We start from the raw sequence: 15,851 nt of genomic DNA, 5'->3' as shown, positions 1-15,851 counted from the left end.
GAATTCCCTTGCGTGAACCAGAACTAACCATCTCAAGTGTAGACAGCGAAGGTGTTATTTCTACAGGTGGAAAACTTCACGGAGGCGTGCCCAAAAACCACCAGTATCATGCTTTTGCGGCGGGTTTTTTCGTTCTTCCAATACCTCAATATAGAGGTCTACCATGTTTTCAAAAGCGTCGCGTAATTCTTCGTCGGTATCGCCGTGAAAACCTGATATTGCGTCAATATTGACAATGTGACCGACGAAGCATTCATCTTCATCGCTGTAGATAATTTTCGCGGTATAGCCTTTGTAGGTCATCGTCTTCATAATGTTATTTAAGCGTACATTCATACTTAGGGGGTTATCCTAATTCAGACAATTGACTGACTTTTCGCACGACCTTATCGATCTTCAATCGCCTCGCGGGCGGAGGGTCTCTCTGGCTCTACTGGTTCAGGACGCTGGCTCAGCCACCACGCAAACACGACGACGAGACACGCCAGCACAATCGCGCTCAGAGCCATCGGAACACCTGTTGATTTTCCGTCGCTGACATCAATCTGGTATTTGGCGATAACCGCCGATGCCACAGCAACGACCGCGAACACAAGGTTTACCTGCCACGGAATCTGAAAAAGCACCGCAATGAGTGAAATCACTGCGACAGTGAGGCTTAGTTGAGCCAGCGGATGATAAGGGGTCGCATCGAACTCGTCAGCATCAGTCGTGCCCCTGGATCGATGTGGAAGCGTCGGTGCCCCCTCTTGATACGTCATCTCGATGAGACGGATGAATTCTGCGAGGTGTTTTCCGTCTTGGATCCACTCAAAGAGATCGGGGTATTCGTGACGCAGCAGGATTACGAACTCTTGACGTTGCGCGCTAAAGTCTGTGAACTCTTCCCAGTCGTTCTCAGAGACAGTGACATAAGGTTCAGGACCGGCACGGAGTTCGTATCCTTTTCCGGTTACATAGACGACGCTCCCGATACTTTCACGTTCGGCGAGGACGATTTCTGTCGAATCACCGAGATCCGTCTGTTGACGTGTGTCTTCCTGAACGACAGTCATGTCGCGTTGTTTAAGTGCTTCCGCTGTTTCTTCAGATCGCGTCGCCATTTCATTATCCGTGACGATCGCGTCAATGCGGCTTATCAGTTCCATGGCTTCCACTTCGTGTTCGGGTTCAACGAGGAGTGCGGTTTGGCGTTCCTCTCTTAACTCGATGGGGCGACATCGGATCTGTTGTGCACTCAAACTGGCTTGGATGAGTCTTATTTCCCATTCATCGTTGGTGCGATGGATTTCGACCCACTCAGGTGTGTCGCCGATAGCTTCACCAAATAGTTGGGACACTTGTCTCACCTGCCCTTGGCTGGCTTGTGCACCTTGTGGTGGGCTCACTGTTTTGTCTCTCATAATAGCTCCTTTGGCTGTGAAGGAATCTCTTAATACGCTTAGGATTTACGCAAAATCCCTTCCTTTCCTATCAGAATCGGAAGATTGAAAGACTGGTTGCCTATTCTTCCCTCTTTCTTCCATCCTTCCATCCCCTTCTTCCATCCTTCTGTCATGCAATATCCGTTTTGTGCGTCCGTCTTGGTGCTGCCAACAGTTCAGTGTAGACTGCCTCCGTCAATGCTGTGTTCTTTTCGCTACTAAACAACTGCTCCGCACGGTTGCGGGAGGCTTCCTCCATTGTCCGCAATCGTTCTCGATCAGTTGCGAGACTTGCGATGGCATCCGCAATCGCTGAGGCATCTTCAGGCGGCACTAAGATCCCGGTTTCGGGGGTGACGAGTTCTTTACTTCCACCGAGTGGCGTGGAAATGACCGGTCTGCCGACTGCCATCGCTTCAATGATGGTGCGTGGACATGCCTCTGGAATAATAGATGGCACCAACACGATATCAAGGAGGCTTGTAACCACCCGCGTATCTGACAAAAATCCGGTGAAAATGACGGAGTCTGCAACACCTAAATCTATAACTTCCTGTTTCAGTTCATTCATGTAGTCAACATCTTTTTCGAAATAAGGACCACCAACGATCAACAGTTTGCTGTCTATTTTTTCTTTCAGGTCTGCTATTGCTCTGACTAAAAAATGAATGCCTTTCTCCGGCGTAATCCGAGTCACGACTCCCGTGACGATTGAAGTATCAGAAGCATCGGACAGGAGTTCTTCTCGGAGGGCTTCCACCTCTTCTGCGGATGCCTGAAAAGCGTCTAAGTTGACCCCGTTATAGATTAACGTCTGTTTTGTTGACGGCGCGAAATTCCAGCGGGTTGCCTCCGAAACGAGGATCACGCGGTGCAAAAGTCTTTCGCAAATCCGGTCCAAAATGCCGTAGGAAGTCGCGTAGCGTTTGTGCATCAGGATGGGGATACGGTTTATCCTCGCAACGATACCGCCGAGAAGTGCTACCGACAGCGAGTTTGCATGAATCAGGTCGATCGCATACCGTTTTACCATCCGATGAAGTTGAAGAATAACCCCAAGTTGTCGGAAGTCTTCAAGTAGGTCGCCGAGGGTAAATCGTCGGACCTTATCGGTTTTGTTATGTGCCCCGGGTAGGGACAGTGGAACAACGCTGGCATCTGTCTTTTCTACCTCCGTTGCGAAAGGGCTATCGCCGAGGCACCCGACAAACGGCGTGAAGCGATCCTTATCTAATAGATTCAGCAGCAGTAGCAGACTGCGTTGTCCGCCTCCGATGCCCGAACCGCTATCGAGATATAGGATATTGGATTTCGATGTGTCGGATGTTTTCATCTTCAGGGGTTTGTGATATTGACTCACGGACTTCATCGCTGTGTGAGGTGTGAGTATCTGCAAGCGTTATCTGTATCTTTATACAGGTTTCGGGCAGTGAATCTGTTATTCGTTCTGCCCACTCAATGATGCAAATTCCATCGCCGTCAATATATTCGCTAAGTCCGAGTTCGGCAATCTCTGCCCTGTTTTCGAGTCGGTACAGATCGATGTGATATATCGGTATTGTCCCATTATATTCGTTAATCAGGATATAGGAAGGGCTGTTGACGACTTCATCTCGAGCGATACCGACACCGCGCGCGATGCCTTGTGTCAAACAGGTCTTACCGGTGCCGAGGTCGCCGACGAGTGCGATGACATCTCCCCGCTTGAGCGTTTTGCCCAGTTTTTCGCCGAGGATTTGCGTTTCCTCTGGGCTTTCTGTTTTAAACGTTTCGTTTCTGTTTTCCATTTCTCGTTGTGATTTCATATGACTTAAGGTTATAGGGGACTCACGCACCAGCGGCACATCGCAAAATGTCCGCTTGTGTCAGATTATCGTTGATAAATTCACCCGTGATTTTGCCTTCATGGAGCACGATGACCCGATCGCTCATGCCAAGGATTTCTGGGAGTTCGGAGGAGACAAACACGATCGCGACCCCCTCTTGCGCGAGTTTTGCCATCAACGTGTGAATTTCTGCTTTCGCACCGACATCAATCCCGCGTGTCGGTTCATCAAGAAATAACACCTTCGGATGCGTCATCAACCATTTGCTGAGAACGACTTTCTGCTGGTTCCCACCGCTGAGATGGTTCACAGGAACCTCAAGTGAAGTCGTCTTAATCTGGAGAGAGTCCACATAGTACTCGCTTTTTTCAAGTGCCGTGTTGTCATTAATGATCCCGTATGATGCGATGTCTGACGATGAACCGAGGCTCGCAAGCGTCATGTTGCGGACAACATCCACATCTAAAAGGAGTCCATAGCGTTTCCGATCCTCACTGACGAGTGCGATTCCGTGCTGTATCGCCTCGCGCGGCGAGTGAATCTGAACAGTGGCACCATCTATGACGATTTCTCCGCGCCATCTACCCTCGTAAGCACCAAAAATCGTACTAATCAATTCTGTCCTTCCTGCGCCCATTAAGCCTGCAATGCCGAGGATTTCCCCGCGTCGCACCTCAAAATTGATGTCTTCCAGCTGCGGCGGTTCCGATGGGGAGGTGCTTAAGTTTTCCACTCGTAGGGCTGCGTCTTCTCGACTTGACCCGTTTTCATCAGGAGCAGTGGCTCGCCGTTTTGGAAACAGCGCGGTTAACTCGCGTCCGACCATCTGTGAGATGAGCGCCTCTTCGGTGCATTCAGGCGATTTAATCGATTGCGTTGCGACTGTTTTGCCGTCCCTTAGCACTGTCACCCGGTCAGCGATCTGAAAAATCTCCTTGAGTTTATGGGTAATATAAATACAGGCTACACCCTTTTCTCGAAGTTGCGTTAGAATCTGTCGAAGGATGCCTACTTCACTTTCGGTCAAAGCGGCTGTCGGTTCGTCCAGCACGAGTAACAATGCACTGCTTTCCGATTCGATGTCCGCTTGCAAGCTGCGCCGCTGCTCAATATGGGGTTGCAAGCTGCGCCCTAAAGCTTTGGCAATCTCTACGAGTTGTTGTTGTCCGATACCGAGTTCATGGACGTGTTTATGGAGTGGAATTGTTAATCCGAACTGGGACAGGAGTTCACCCGCTTCATGATAGAGATGATGCTTGTTAATGGTCCCGAATTGGCACGGCTCCTTGCCGAGATAAATGTTCTCAGCGACTGTCATCTCTGGAATAAGTGCCAGTTCCTGATGGATGATAGCGATTCCAGCACGTTCTGCGTCGCGCACGGTATGGAACCGCAGCTCGTTTCCGTTGATGTGCAATTGTCCCTCGTAGGTTCCGTACGGGTAAACACCACCGAGGATCTTAATTAACGTCGATTTGCCCGCCCCGTTTTCTCCACACAAGGCATGTATTTCACCCGGACGCACCTCGAAAGAGACATCGTCTAAGGCACGCACGCCGGGGAAATCTTTGGTAATTGCTTGCATGTGGAGAAATGGGCTTGTCACTGTTCATCAATGCTCCGTGCTGGGTTTGTTGTTATTATAGCAGAATTCGGAATACAGATCAAGCCTATAGCAGAGGTATTTAGGGCTATTCAGTTTTACGTTTTTAGGTCCAGTTTTTATCCCAAACCCGGTAGGTGCGGTTTCCCAACCGCACCGGATATCGGTAAAAACTACCCGATTAAATTCTTAATCTTCATCCGCGTGCCGTAACCTCTCCTAAATAGTTCTGAGCACAGAGAGTGGTATTTTTTCAGGAAATTGGATGGGTTTCCCATATAATTTGACATCTTAAGTCAGAGCCGTTATAATTCTTAAACCAAACAGTAGCCTGCAACAATACGCAGAAATCCGCAGAAACGCCCAAGCAAAAACCCCAAGCAAAAACACGCAGGCGGATTCAAGAAACGCCCTTGATAGATAGGACGTGCGTTGTTCCTCCTCAGGGTGAAATTAAAAGTCGGTAAGGTAAAATTAAAAAACATGAAACTGTTTACATCTTTATGTGCCTGCTTTGCCATTGTTATCTTCGGAGGGTGTGCGAAATTTCATCAGAAAACCCTCAACATCGGACCTGTCACCCTCACTGATATTGTCAACGATATTGAAGTCAACGGTGTCAACTCAAAATACAGGGGACAGACGGTTACGATTACCGCCGCTGGCAGAATTTATCCGAGTGCTGATGGGCAGCCGCCAACGTTAGAATTGTTTACGCATCACGATAAAGTCCGTTTTTTCATCACCGACCCGGACGCTAAGTTTCTGCGACACTATTATTCAAATTACATGGAGAGCGATCTCGGACATATTCGCGGTCATACAACTTACACCTTCACACTGCTGATAAAAGACATTTCCGAAGGCACAACCGCAGATGAAAATCATTTTTTCACTATCTGGTCTGATGTCCCTGAGCACACCGCGAAAGCCGATATCGAAGTTATTGACACGACGCTTGAACAAATTGTGACGGGTGGTCAGCATTATGTTGGGAAAACAGTGCGTATTCATAATGAGACCGTTTCACTTAAGAGGCTAAATGAACTGCTGGGAATTGGAGATGATGTGGACCCCGAATTGGTAAAAAATTTTTCAGGCGCGATGACGCTTGACACAAATGATAAGGATGTTACATTTTGGATTATAGATGATATTGCGGGCGATGGTCTCTTTCCTTCCAAACTTCAAAAATACGAGAACTCTCAGATGTATACATTCACACTCTACGTTGAAAGCATCGTAACAGATGGTGTCCAGGTCGAGATTACTACCGGCATTGCGAACGATTAACGAAGTCGTATTTTTTTTTGATATATATCTAAAGATATGTTATACTAATTATATATTTAGAAATCTGGTGTATTTGGAAATAGGAGGACATCATGGCTGAAGAAAAAAAGGACGAAATGGTTCCAGTTACCGCCGAATATGAAGTCGTCGATCAGGTGGATGACCAAGCGATCATTGAGTTGATGACGGGGCAGACGATTCAGGATTATGTCTATTCCTTCAAACAGGGCGGACGGACTGTTGAAGGGTTGACTTTAGCCGGTATTAACGAAGCCGCAAATCGCCGTGGCGGTATCCAGATCGAAGAGATCGATTATGAGGAACGTGAGCATTCTTGGATCGCTACTGCCAAAGCAGTTGATACAATCACCGGTTCGTCTCGTTACGGTGCCTATGAGCAACTGAAGATGGCTGGGGGGCGTTCCGATCCGTTTGCCTTCACCAAAGCAATTCATAAAGCGCAACGCAACGCAATTAAACAGCTGATACCCGTGCCGGTCATCCGCGAAGTTCTGAACTTCTACCTGAACCGAAAAACAGGCGGTGGCAATGCGACACAACAGCCTCAATTACAACAAGGTGGTGGAAATATCGCTAACGCTCAAAAGGCGGCTTTCGCAATCGCTAACAATCTCGCGGGACCTCTCGAAGGAAAGGGTATCAGTAAGGCAGACCTTTGGGATTACATCAAACGTAAATATAGTGTGGAATCTCGAAACGATATGAGCGAGATACAGTGGACGCAGCTTTCTGCTGAACTGAAAGCCGCGGAAACGTCACCACAGTTGTTAGATGATCTCTGCGAACGTATAAAGCAGCTAACAACCGCTGCACAGCAGAGCGAAGTCCCTGAATCTGATCAACCCGCGAATCAGGGGACTGCGTCTTCCGATGGCGCGCCAGCAGAAAATACACAAGCCCAAGACTCACCGTTTTAGTGCTTTATCCACATAAGGGCATTTATGGTGAATTATCAAAATATGTATACATTTCACGGAACACCGCCTCCACCACCGCTGGCGAGGATTGTATCCTCGCCCATCTTTAGTGTATAAGGAATTCTATAATTCACCATGGTCTCCTGTAGGAAGGAACTCCCATTCCCGATAATATTGGCTATCGGAAACCATCGGTAAAGAGGTTTGCGTCTAACAACACCGACTGTCTGACTGATCGCTGACTGCTGACTGCTGATGGCTAATTTGTAGGAGGGAACTCCGATTCCCGACTGACGAATAGTAGTAGGGTTTTGGAAGGTTTCCCACACGCGGAAACCTTCTCCTTTCGAGGGTTCTCCGCCCACTATTCCCCTGAAAAGGGGTTACGGGGTTGCTGACCGCTGATTGCTGACTGCTGATTCCCATTCCACACAGTTTTTGTTGACTTCACGGCAAAGTTCTTGTAGAATAGAAACAGTGCGGTTCTATTCATGCAAAAGATGGTTGATTAAAGCGAGGCAATTATGCAGGCGCGTCGATTATCTATCCAGCACATTGTCTTAATTGTGCTTTTGGTGATACACGTTTTGCCGACTTGGTTGTTCAAGTATACCGGGACCCAAGATGGACCCGCCCATGTCCACAACGCACACATCTTAAAAGTATATCACAACCACGAAAATTACGTGCTGCGGGAAGTTCACGAACGCAATCCAACACTTTTTCCCAATTGGACTTCCCACGTAGTTATGGCGGGGCTTATGTATATCTTTCCGCCGCTCATCTGCGAAAAGATATTCTTTAGCCTCTGCATAGGACTCCTACCGCTCTCTCTCCTCTATCTCCTCAACGGTATTCAAAAAAGCAAGACGTTCTTCTGCTTGGTCGGTTTCATTTTTGCCTATAACTATTTGCTGCACATGGGATTCTATAACTTCGCCTTAAGTGTGTCGCTCTTTTTCTTCGCGCTCGGTTGGTGGTGGCGATGTGAGGATAAACTCAGTCCAAGAGCCTTTGTCACGGTCTATATTTGGCTTACGTTTGTCTATCTTACACACTTTCAATCCTACGCGCTGCTGACAGTATCGATAACATTCCTCGGTGTTTTCCTCTATGTTTATGAAGCCTTCACATCTTCTCGGGTGCGGTTGACTGGGCAGCTGAAATCCATCTTGCTCTTTTTAGGGGCTATGCTCCCCGCTTATGTAATCTTACTGACCTATTATCTCGTGAAACGCGAAGGCGGTGGCTTCCATCGGAGTTTTGACGGATTGATGAAGTACTTTCTCTCCATCGGTTCCATCGTCTCCTTTCGAGATACCCATATTCTAATAGGCAACCTTCTCTTCACTGTGCTTGCAATCGCCTTTCTGTTTACCGTGATTGATAAAATCCGAAAATTCTACGCGCGCCGTGCCTCGTCGGAATCGGAAAACCAAGGTTATGCAGGCGTTACCGCAATTGTGGCTCGGACAGACGCGTTTTTACTGATTGCATTGATACTCACGTTCCTCTATTTCAAATCCCCGTGGAGTTTGCGCTCTGGTGGTATGTGGATCAGCGATCGGATACATATCTACATTCTACTGGCACTCCTTCCATTTTTTAATTTCAACCTTCATAGATTCGTTGACTACGCCTTTAGTGGTGTCCTGATTCTTTTATCGTTATGGCACCTCGGCTATTACGTCCAAACTTACTATCTGCTGGACAGAGATGCCCAGGAGGCACTCTCGTCGGCTGAAATGATTGAACCAAACACAGTGCTCGCGAGTCGTCCGGGTTCATGGGGCGGTACGCCTGATTCAGCGAAATGGGATTTCAAGTACATTCTTCCGTTTGAGCATATAGAGGGGTATCTGGCGTTGGAAAACGGTGTTGCCTACCTTCAGAACTATGAACCCAACACGGATCATTTTCCGCTCCGCTACAAAAACAAAAAGGTAATCCCTGACTACGTCCTCGTTTGGCGAACAGAATATGACGGCGTTGGAGATCTTGTTCCAGAATATGAAGTCATCCATTCAACGAACTATAATCGGCTTTATCGACGAAAGCGTATAGCACCGGATACGCAATTATGGGCGGACACCACAACGTTCACTTTCGACATGCAACCGCATGATGGAAAGGCTGCTCAAAATCACATCGTTATATACAAAGACACTGACTATACGGATGGACGGTTCGGATGGTGGTCGAAATCTGTTGAGGATGAATATAAAACCGGAGGCGGTGGTTTTGAACTCAAATATTGGCATACCGAAGACCCGAAGCCTACATCGGACCTGCGCGATGTCTTGGCAGGAGATGAATCAAATCTTCTGCTGTATCAAGATAGCCTCTGGGGTGAAGAGGACGGTGTTTTCAGAGTCGCACTCCCCAATGGCACTTATGAGATAAGATGCTATTTCCACGCGGGGGTTGTCGCACCCGTGGAGATTAACTTGATTGCGAACGGCGAAAAGAAATTCCAGAAACTCCGTCTCACTTCAGCAGATGAATCTGCTGAAAGACGATACACCGTTACGATTACCGACGAACGTTTAACACAAGTGATTTATACACGGAAAAAGCGTTGGGTGTGGAACGGATTCACAGTTAAACGGTTGTCAAAAGGAGAAGGAAAATGAAAATTAATACGAATTGGATATACGCAGCCCTTATATGGGGACTGCTTGCCTCAGCGGCGCTGGGTTATGCTGAAATAGATTTAGGCACTTTGGCTGGTGTGTGGCTCTTTGATGAAGGTAAAGGCAATACGGTTAAGGATCATTCAGGTAACGGCAACGATGGGACAATCGAGGGGGATCCAAAATGGGTCGATAGCGACCTCGGTCCAGCCCTTAAGTTTGATGGTAAGGACGACTATCTTGAGATTCCACACAGTGATACCGTCAACGTTGCGGAGAATGATTTCACATTAGTGGCATGGTTGAATCCTGCTGCACCGGGTGATGGAAAAGGGATCATCTCCAAAGGCGCATGGTGCTGGAATGGGGGTTGGATCCTCGATATTGGGGATACCGGTCCTGGCGCGATCCGTTTGGAGACTTCAGCAAACGGTTCGGATAATGGAAGTATTATCAGTCCTGCGGGGACGATGGAAGTTAACACGTGGCAGTTTGTTGCTGCGTCTGTCACACGTGATGCCGATTCCTTTATCTACAGAGATGGTGAGGAAGTCGCTGTGAAAGTTATCAAGGGAAACGACTTGACGCAGGAGGCGTATCCGTTGCTTATGGGGTGTCTCTTGGAATGTAATAAACTCCCCGGTGGCTTCTTTTCGGTCTCGGTTACGCATGTTGCCCTTTTCAACGGTATCGCACTTACCTTAGAAGAGACAGAGATGATCCGGGAACTCGGATTGGATACAATATTGCCTGTTTCTCCGAAAGCCAAGCTCGCTACTACATGGGGTAAGCTTAAAACGATATAGACGAGAAATCTGTAGGACTTACGCATGCGGCTCTTTTGTAGCATAAACTTTTAGTTTGGGTTTCCAAGGATATTGACGTTTTTTTCGAGAATTCCCATCTAACAGAGTCTGATAAAATCGAAATTGCGTAAGTCCTGATCTGTTTCGTATTATGCATCGCTAACTTAGCAACTCAGCAGATATTCCCGGCTTCGCAGAGCATCTTGTAGAGAATGCGCAGTCGGCGTGTTTTCAAGGAGCAGATCGCCGGTATAGTCTTGTGTTTTCAAGCGTTCTGCGATTGCCTGAAAGTCAACGAAGCCGTCACCTACTTCTGAGAGAACACCGTCTTCCGTTTTCTGTTTGAAATGTACCGAGGTGAGATCTGTCATTTTGACGGTACCCCAGAATTCGTCTGGCGAGTTCACCGTTGTTCCGTCAGCGCGATATGTATTTGTTTCGTCATAGGTGAGTTTGGCACCGCCCGCGACGGCTAACTTCAAGGTCAGTGTGGCGGTTTGTCGCGCGTTCTCTACGGCAAAAATCATCGGAAAGTCCGGGAGAAGTGCTTTGTAATGCTTTATATTGGCGATAGCAGTGGGTTCGTCGATGTCTCCTTCGGTGACGGGATCGACGAGTCGGAGCCGCGGTCGTGCAGGGCAGAGGAGGTACGCCAACTTTTTCGCCTTAACGATCTGTTGTGTGTCTGCTTCACTGTCCTTTGCGGATGAAAGCCAAGGATGGGACATGGCATAACTCAAAGTGAGTCCAGATGCTTTTTCAACGAACGATGCAATCTCCCTAAAGAGTGTCGGATGTTTCGTTTCGTAGGATTGTTTTCTCCAGATGACATCGCAGATGGTTTTGTATTCCGCATCGGTGTAGTCGGACATCGCGGATTCGAGGTGTTCAATGAGTTTCCCGACTTCCGAATTGCGCAGGTAATCGCCTTCACGAACCTCCATATCCTTAAATCCGTTCGCGCCGAATTCTACCATGAGTTCATCGAAGCGCGCCCCATTTTCTACCTCTTCAGACCAGATATTCGTTACGATTCCGAGTTTTTCAAACATTTTGACATCCTTTCCCTGTTAGGGTATGATACATGAGGGGATTCAGTTTTTCTGTAGGAGGGAACTCCGATTCCCGACTATGGTAAACCAGAAAAAATAAGCAGACATTCTCCCCTCCCCGGGTAGGCGAGGTTTTGTGGCGTACTCGACCAAATGCGATGTGCATTCTAACCTCGCCGGTGCAGCGTGTACAGTTAATTCTAAAGTTTACCATAAATGACCCTATATGATACACAGCTAAAATTATAGCATGTTTGCAAGGAGTTTCAACAGGACTATGGCACAAAATGGACAATTTACCGATGAACTCAGGCTCACTGCTGCCCCGATTTGGGAAGCCGACCTTAAGCATCCGTTCGTTCGGGGTATTGCCGATGGCAGTCTTCCGACAGAAAAGTTCAAGTTCTACCTCATTCAGGATTACCTTTTCCTATTGGACTATAGCCGTGTGTTTGCACACGGTGTTATCAAGGCACACGATGAAGCGACGATGGCGATGTTTGCCGAGCTTCTCAATTCAACACTGAACACCGAGATGGATTTACATCGTGGGTATTGTGCAAAATTCGGTATCTCCGCCACTGAGATGGAAGCCGCGCCCATGGCACCTACGACGCATGCTTATACCCGGCATCTGCTTGATGTTGCGCAGGTCGGGGCTTTGGCGGATCTCGTTGCCGGTGTTCTGCCGTGTCAGTGGGGTTACGCCGAGATCGGCACAACGCTTGCCGAACAAGGAGGTTCGCCGGAACCGCTCTATCAGGAGTGGATTGACATGTACGCCTCCCCTGAATTCCTATCGCTGGGTGAGTCGTTGCGGGGTCTGATCAACAATCTCACAGCGGAGCATAGTGCCTCTCAAAAAGAACGGATTAAAAACTACTTCTTGCTGAGTAGTCGTTATGAATATCTTTTTTGGGAGATGGCTTACACGCAGGAGACATGGAAAATTTAGCCGTATTTGTTTAGCACTTACGCATTTCCCCCATAGGTGCGGTTTTGCGGCGTACTCGCCCCGGTTCATGCCACACGGAGAACCTTCATACCCCGGGAAGTGCATAAGCACTTCATACCGTTGATTCTGATTCATGCGATCTGCATTCCTAACCGCACCATAGGGGTCAATTTAGGGTTTCTGTGATCCCGTAGGTTGGGTAGAACGGCGGTGAGAGGAGAGATGTCGATGTTTCAAACACACCTCAAATTCCAGAGGCTGCCATATATCCGCAAGAACAGAGTGAAACCCAACTTTATACCGTTAGAGGCACAGCGACATAGAATGTGCTGCCTTGCCCAAGGGTGCTTTCCAGCCATATTCTTCCATCGTGGGAGAGAACGATATGTTTAGCGATTGCCAACCCTAATCCAGTGCCTCCCATCTCTCTCGCACGTCCTTTGTCGACACGATAAAACCTTTCAAACACGCGGGATTGGGATTCCATTGGGATACCGATACCTGTATCTTCTACACGCAGGGTGATCTCTTCCGAGGCTGTATCCCCTCCCTTGATTCCATCGCTCGAACAGATTGTTGCCGATACGGTAATCGCTCCGCCATCCGGTGTATATTTAATGGCGTTGTCGATCAGGTTCACAAGAACCTGCATAAAAAGTTGTCGATCTACATTGACCTTCGCGAACTTTTCAGGAATCTCCCATTTTAAAACCAACCCTGATTCCTCTAATAGCGGTTCAAACACGTCTGAAATCGGTTCGTGGAAGGTATTAAGGTGGCAAGGTGAGCGTTTCAATTCTACCTCACCCAACTCGAGCCGAGAGAGTTCCAACAGGTCTGAAATTAAGCTTGTAAGTCGGGCAGAGTGATTGAGAATTTTTACGAGGAACTGTTCGCCTGTCTTTGTCCGAACGGAATTCTCACTGAGTAGGGTTTCGGCGTAGCCTCGGATCGTTGTGAGTGGCGTGCGGAGTTCGTGTGAAACGTTTGACACGAAGTCGGCGCGAATCCGCTCTAATTGCCGTTCCTTGGTGACATCGTGGATAACGATGACGTACTCTTGCCCCGCAGAAACCGGAACAACTGTGACCTCTGCTTCGGGTTCTCTCAGGTTACCGAGTTGAATTTCTGCGAACGCGATGGTTTCTGTCTGTTCTGCCTTTTTCAGGAGGGCTTGTAATTCTGGAATCCGATTAATCTCAATCAACGCTTTCCCGATATAAGCGTCAGGCAGTTCCAGCATAGAGATAGCCGTTGGGTTGGCGTAAGTAATCTCAGATGCCCCGTTCACGAGCAATACACCTTCGCCCATGTTTGTCAAAATGGTTTCGGAACGGCGGTGTTCTTCGGAGATTGTGTCAATCTGTTCCTGTATCCTGTCTGCCATCAGGTTAAAGTTATGCGAAAGTTGGCCCAGTTCGTTGCTTGAATCGACGGGGACACGCGAGGTGATGTTACCAGCAGCAAGCGATTGGGTCACCTGGGTTAATTTCTCAATCGGTTTAGTGATGGCACCGGTGCTGAAGACGCTGAACACGATTGCGAGAACGAGTCCTGCTACACTCGCAATGAGAGCCATTCGTCGGATGTTGCCGATCGCCGTATTGACAACTTTCATCGGAAGCGCGACGCGGCAGATGCCAATCAAAGTTCCTTCTCCATCTGATGCAATTTCTGCACCCACGCTGCTATGTATTGGAAGAGCAAAGTAACGAAATTCTGTCTGGGTTGTATCGCTGTAACGTTCTCGAATACCGCTTCCTTTCTTGATGGCATCCTGTACCTCTGGACGCGTAAGGTGATTGTCCATTTCACGGAGTGCCTGTCCATCCCGTTCGGTATCCCCCCAGACAACACCATCCAAGTCGATGAAGGTTACACGGGCATTGTTAGCCTTTCCGAGTCTATCGACGAGTGGGTCTATGAGGGCGTAGGTAAAGTTATCCTTCCTGGGGAGTTCTTCAATGAGGAATTCCCGAGTCAATTCTGCCTGAACTTCCAATTCGCTGGTAATGTGACTGCTCATAGAGTCTTTGAGCATCGTAGCGAGATAGAAATACATTGCAAGTAACACTAAAAGCATGATGCCTATGTATCTGAAGGTCAGTTGCGTGCGGATGTTCATTGTGGTTCCCTTTTGACGGGCTGGACTGTCTATCTTCTACTTATTTGACGTTTGCTATGTCCTGTTGATGTGGGTCTTTAAACCGGTTGAGTTTAATTGTATCATAGCACGTTTTCGGCATAATTTGCAAACGGAAACGGCTCTCTTGACATCTAAATCAGATTCTGCTACACTGCAATCTTAAGTCATATAACTAATCCGATACTGTGTTCCTTGCAAAATCTATGAGTGAGACAGCAATTACTGTCTATGAGGTGGATTCATGAATACTCGATTTGAAGGCATTTTTTCACCGACAATAACGCCACTTGATGAAAAAGAGCGCGTTGATGAGCTTGGGTTTATTAATCAACTCAATCGTTTGATTGACAACGGTATCCACGGCATCTATCTATTGGGTACCTCTGGTGAATTTACCACGTTAACGGATACAGAGCGCGAACGGGCGATGGACATCGCTATCAAAGCGATCGGGGGTCGTGTCCCGGTTATCTGTGGTGTGATGGACACAAGCACCCAGCGCGTTATCCAAAACATTAAAATTGCCGAACAATTTGGCGTTGATGCCGTCGCTGCAACACCCGGTTACTACTACCCTTCCACCGACGATGCAGATCTGATTGAATTCTTTTACGATGTTGCTACAAGCACGGAACTCCCCGTTTTCATTTACAACATCCCTTCAACTGTCAAAACCGCAATTAAACCCTATGTCGTTACCCAACTCGCGGAGACCTGTGAGAATATTGTTGGAATTAAGGACAGTTCCGGCGATTGGACGAACTGCCTCGACCTCTTGGCTCGGCTCGGAGACCGGACGGATTTCTCTATCATGCTCGGTTCGCATACTGCGCTCGGCGCAGCGGTCCTGTTCGGTGCTGATGGGGGTGTCGTCTCGATTTCAAACGTTGCCCCGAAAGAATCTATCGCACTCTACAACGCCGCAAAAGCGCGAGATATTGACGAAGTCCATCGGTTACAGAAGTTGCTGCTGCGACTGAGCAAAATATATACCTATGGACAGGGCGTTAGCGGTATGAAGGCGTGTCTGGAGATTTTGGGAGTCTGTAGTGCCCATACAACGAGTCCGTTGTTGCCTATTGATGAATCTGTGAAGGACGAGATTCGACAATTATTATCGGAAGCAGGGATTGCCAAATGAACGAGTTTTTCAGGGTACAAGAATTTACAGCGAA

General features: G+C 48.0%; 14 protein-coding genes. 6 read left to right on the top strand and 8 right to left on the bottom strand.

Annotated features, from left to right (window positions below; genetic code table 11):
* Positions 1-60: 60 nt before the first annotated feature.
* The 5 genes from J4G07_06480 to J4G07_06460 form a co-directional block, all read right to left on the bottom strand.
* Positions 61-336, bottom strand: coding sequence for a toxin-antitoxin system HicB family antitoxin (locus J4G07_06480; protein MCE2413634.1), 276 nt, complete (start codon positions 334-336; stop codon positions 61-63).
* 50 nt (positions 337-386) lie between these two features.
* Positions 387-1,403: a hypothetical protein gene (locus J4G07_06475; GenBank protein ID MCE2413633.1), complete on the bottom strand. Its 1,017-nt coding sequence runs from the start codon at positions 1,401-1,403 to the stop codon at positions 387-389.
* 151 nt (positions 1,404-1,554) lie between these two features.
* Positions 1,555-2,757 carry a glycosyltransferase family 4 protein gene (locus tag J4G07_06470; protein MCE2413632.1) on the bottom strand — a complete coding sequence of 401 codons (1,203 nt, stop codon included), beginning with the start codon at positions 2,755-2,757 and terminating at the stop codon, positions 1,555-1,557.
* Positions 2,711-3,229 carry a tRNA (adenosine(37)-N6)-threonylcarbamoyltransferase complex ATPase subunit type 1 TsaE gene (tsaE, locus tag J4G07_06465; GenBank protein MCE2413631.1) on the bottom strand — a complete coding sequence of 173 codons (519 nt, stop codon included), beginning with the start codon at positions 3,227-3,229 and terminating at the stop codon, positions 2,711-2,713. The genes J4G07_06470 and tsaE overlap by 47 nt, the downstream gene beginning before the upstream one ends.
* 22 nt (positions 3,230-3,251) lie before the next feature.
* Positions 3,252-4,835, bottom strand: a complete 1,584-nt coding sequence (locus J4G07_06460) for an ATP-binding cassette domain-containing protein (protein ID MCE2413630.1) — start codon at positions 4,833-4,835, stop codon at positions 3,252-3,254.
* 501 nt (positions 4,836-5,336) lie between these two features.
* On the opposite strand from J4G07_06460, the gene J4G07_06455 reads away from it, so the two are divergent.
* Complete coding sequence (locus J4G07_06455) at positions 5,337-6,146, top strand: hypothetical protein (GenBank protein ID MCE2413629.1); 810 nt, start codon at positions 5,337-5,339, stop codon at positions 6,144-6,146.
* 92 nt (positions 6,147-6,238) lie between these two features.
* Entirely contained in the window at positions 6,239-7,084 is an 846-nt protein-coding gene (locus tag J4G07_06450; protein MCE2413628.1) for a hypothetical protein, read from the top strand.
* A 53-nt stretch (positions 7,085-7,137) separates the two neighbouring features.
* On the opposite strand, the gene J4G07_06445 is transcribed toward J4G07_06450, so the two are convergent.
* Complete coding sequence (locus tag J4G07_06445; protein MCE2413627.1) at positions 7,138-7,413, bottom strand: hypothetical protein; 276 nt, start codon at positions 7,411-7,413, stop codon at positions 7,138-7,140.
* Between the two features lie 195 nt (positions 7,414-7,608).
* Between J4G07_06445 and J4G07_06440 the strand changes: the two genes are divergently transcribed.
* On the top strand, positions 7,609-9,717 hold the full coding sequence (locus J4G07_06440; GenBank protein ID MCE2413626.1) for a hypothetical protein: 2,109 nt from the start codon (positions 7,609-7,611) through the stop codon (positions 9,715-9,717).
* On the top strand, positions 9,714-10,523 hold the full coding sequence (locus J4G07_06435) for a LamG domain-containing protein (GenBank protein MCE2413625.1): 810 nt from the start codon (positions 9,714-9,716) through the stop codon (positions 10,521-10,523). The genes J4G07_06440 and J4G07_06435 overlap by 4 nt, the downstream gene beginning before the upstream one ends.
* Before the next feature lie 164 nt (positions 10,524-10,687).
* On the opposite strand, the gene J4G07_06430 is transcribed toward J4G07_06435, so the two are convergent.
* Complete coding sequence (locus tag J4G07_06430) at positions 10,688-11,575, bottom strand: hypothetical protein (GenBank protein MCE2413624.1); 888 nt, start codon at positions 11,573-11,575, stop codon at positions 10,688-10,690.
* 277 nt (positions 11,576-11,852) lie between these two features.
* Here J4G07_06430 and tenA point away from each other — a divergent pair, with 277 nt between their 5' ends.
* Entirely contained in the window at positions 11,853-12,530 is a 678-nt protein-coding gene (tenA, locus tag J4G07_06425; GenBank protein MCE2413623.1) for a thiaminase II, read from the top strand.
* A gap of 295 nt (positions 12,531-12,825) precedes the next feature.
* Here tenA and J4G07_06420 read toward each other — a convergent pair whose 3' ends face one another.
* Positions 12,826-14,655, bottom strand: a complete 1,830-nt coding sequence (locus J4G07_06420) for a HAMP domain-containing protein (GenBank protein ID MCE2413622.1) — start codon at positions 14,653-14,655, stop codon at positions 12,826-12,828.
* A 262-nt stretch (positions 14,656-14,917) separates the two neighbouring features.
* On the opposite strand from J4G07_06420, the gene J4G07_06415 reads away from it, so the two are divergent.
* The gene (locus tag J4G07_06415) at positions 14,918-15,817 is read left to right on the top strand and encodes a dihydrodipicolinate synthase family protein (GenBank protein ID MCE2413621.1); all 900 of its coding nucleotides are present in this window, start codon (positions 14,918-14,920) and stop codon (positions 15,815-15,817) included.
* Positions 15,818-15,851 lie beyond the last annotated feature (34 nt).

The organism is Candidatus Poribacteria bacterium, assembly GCA_021295715.1.
Taxonomy (GTDB): domain Bacteria; phylum Poribacteria; class WGA-4E; order WGA-4E; family WGA-3G; genus WGA-3G.
This window is presented reverse-complemented; position numbering and strand designations above follow the sequence as displayed.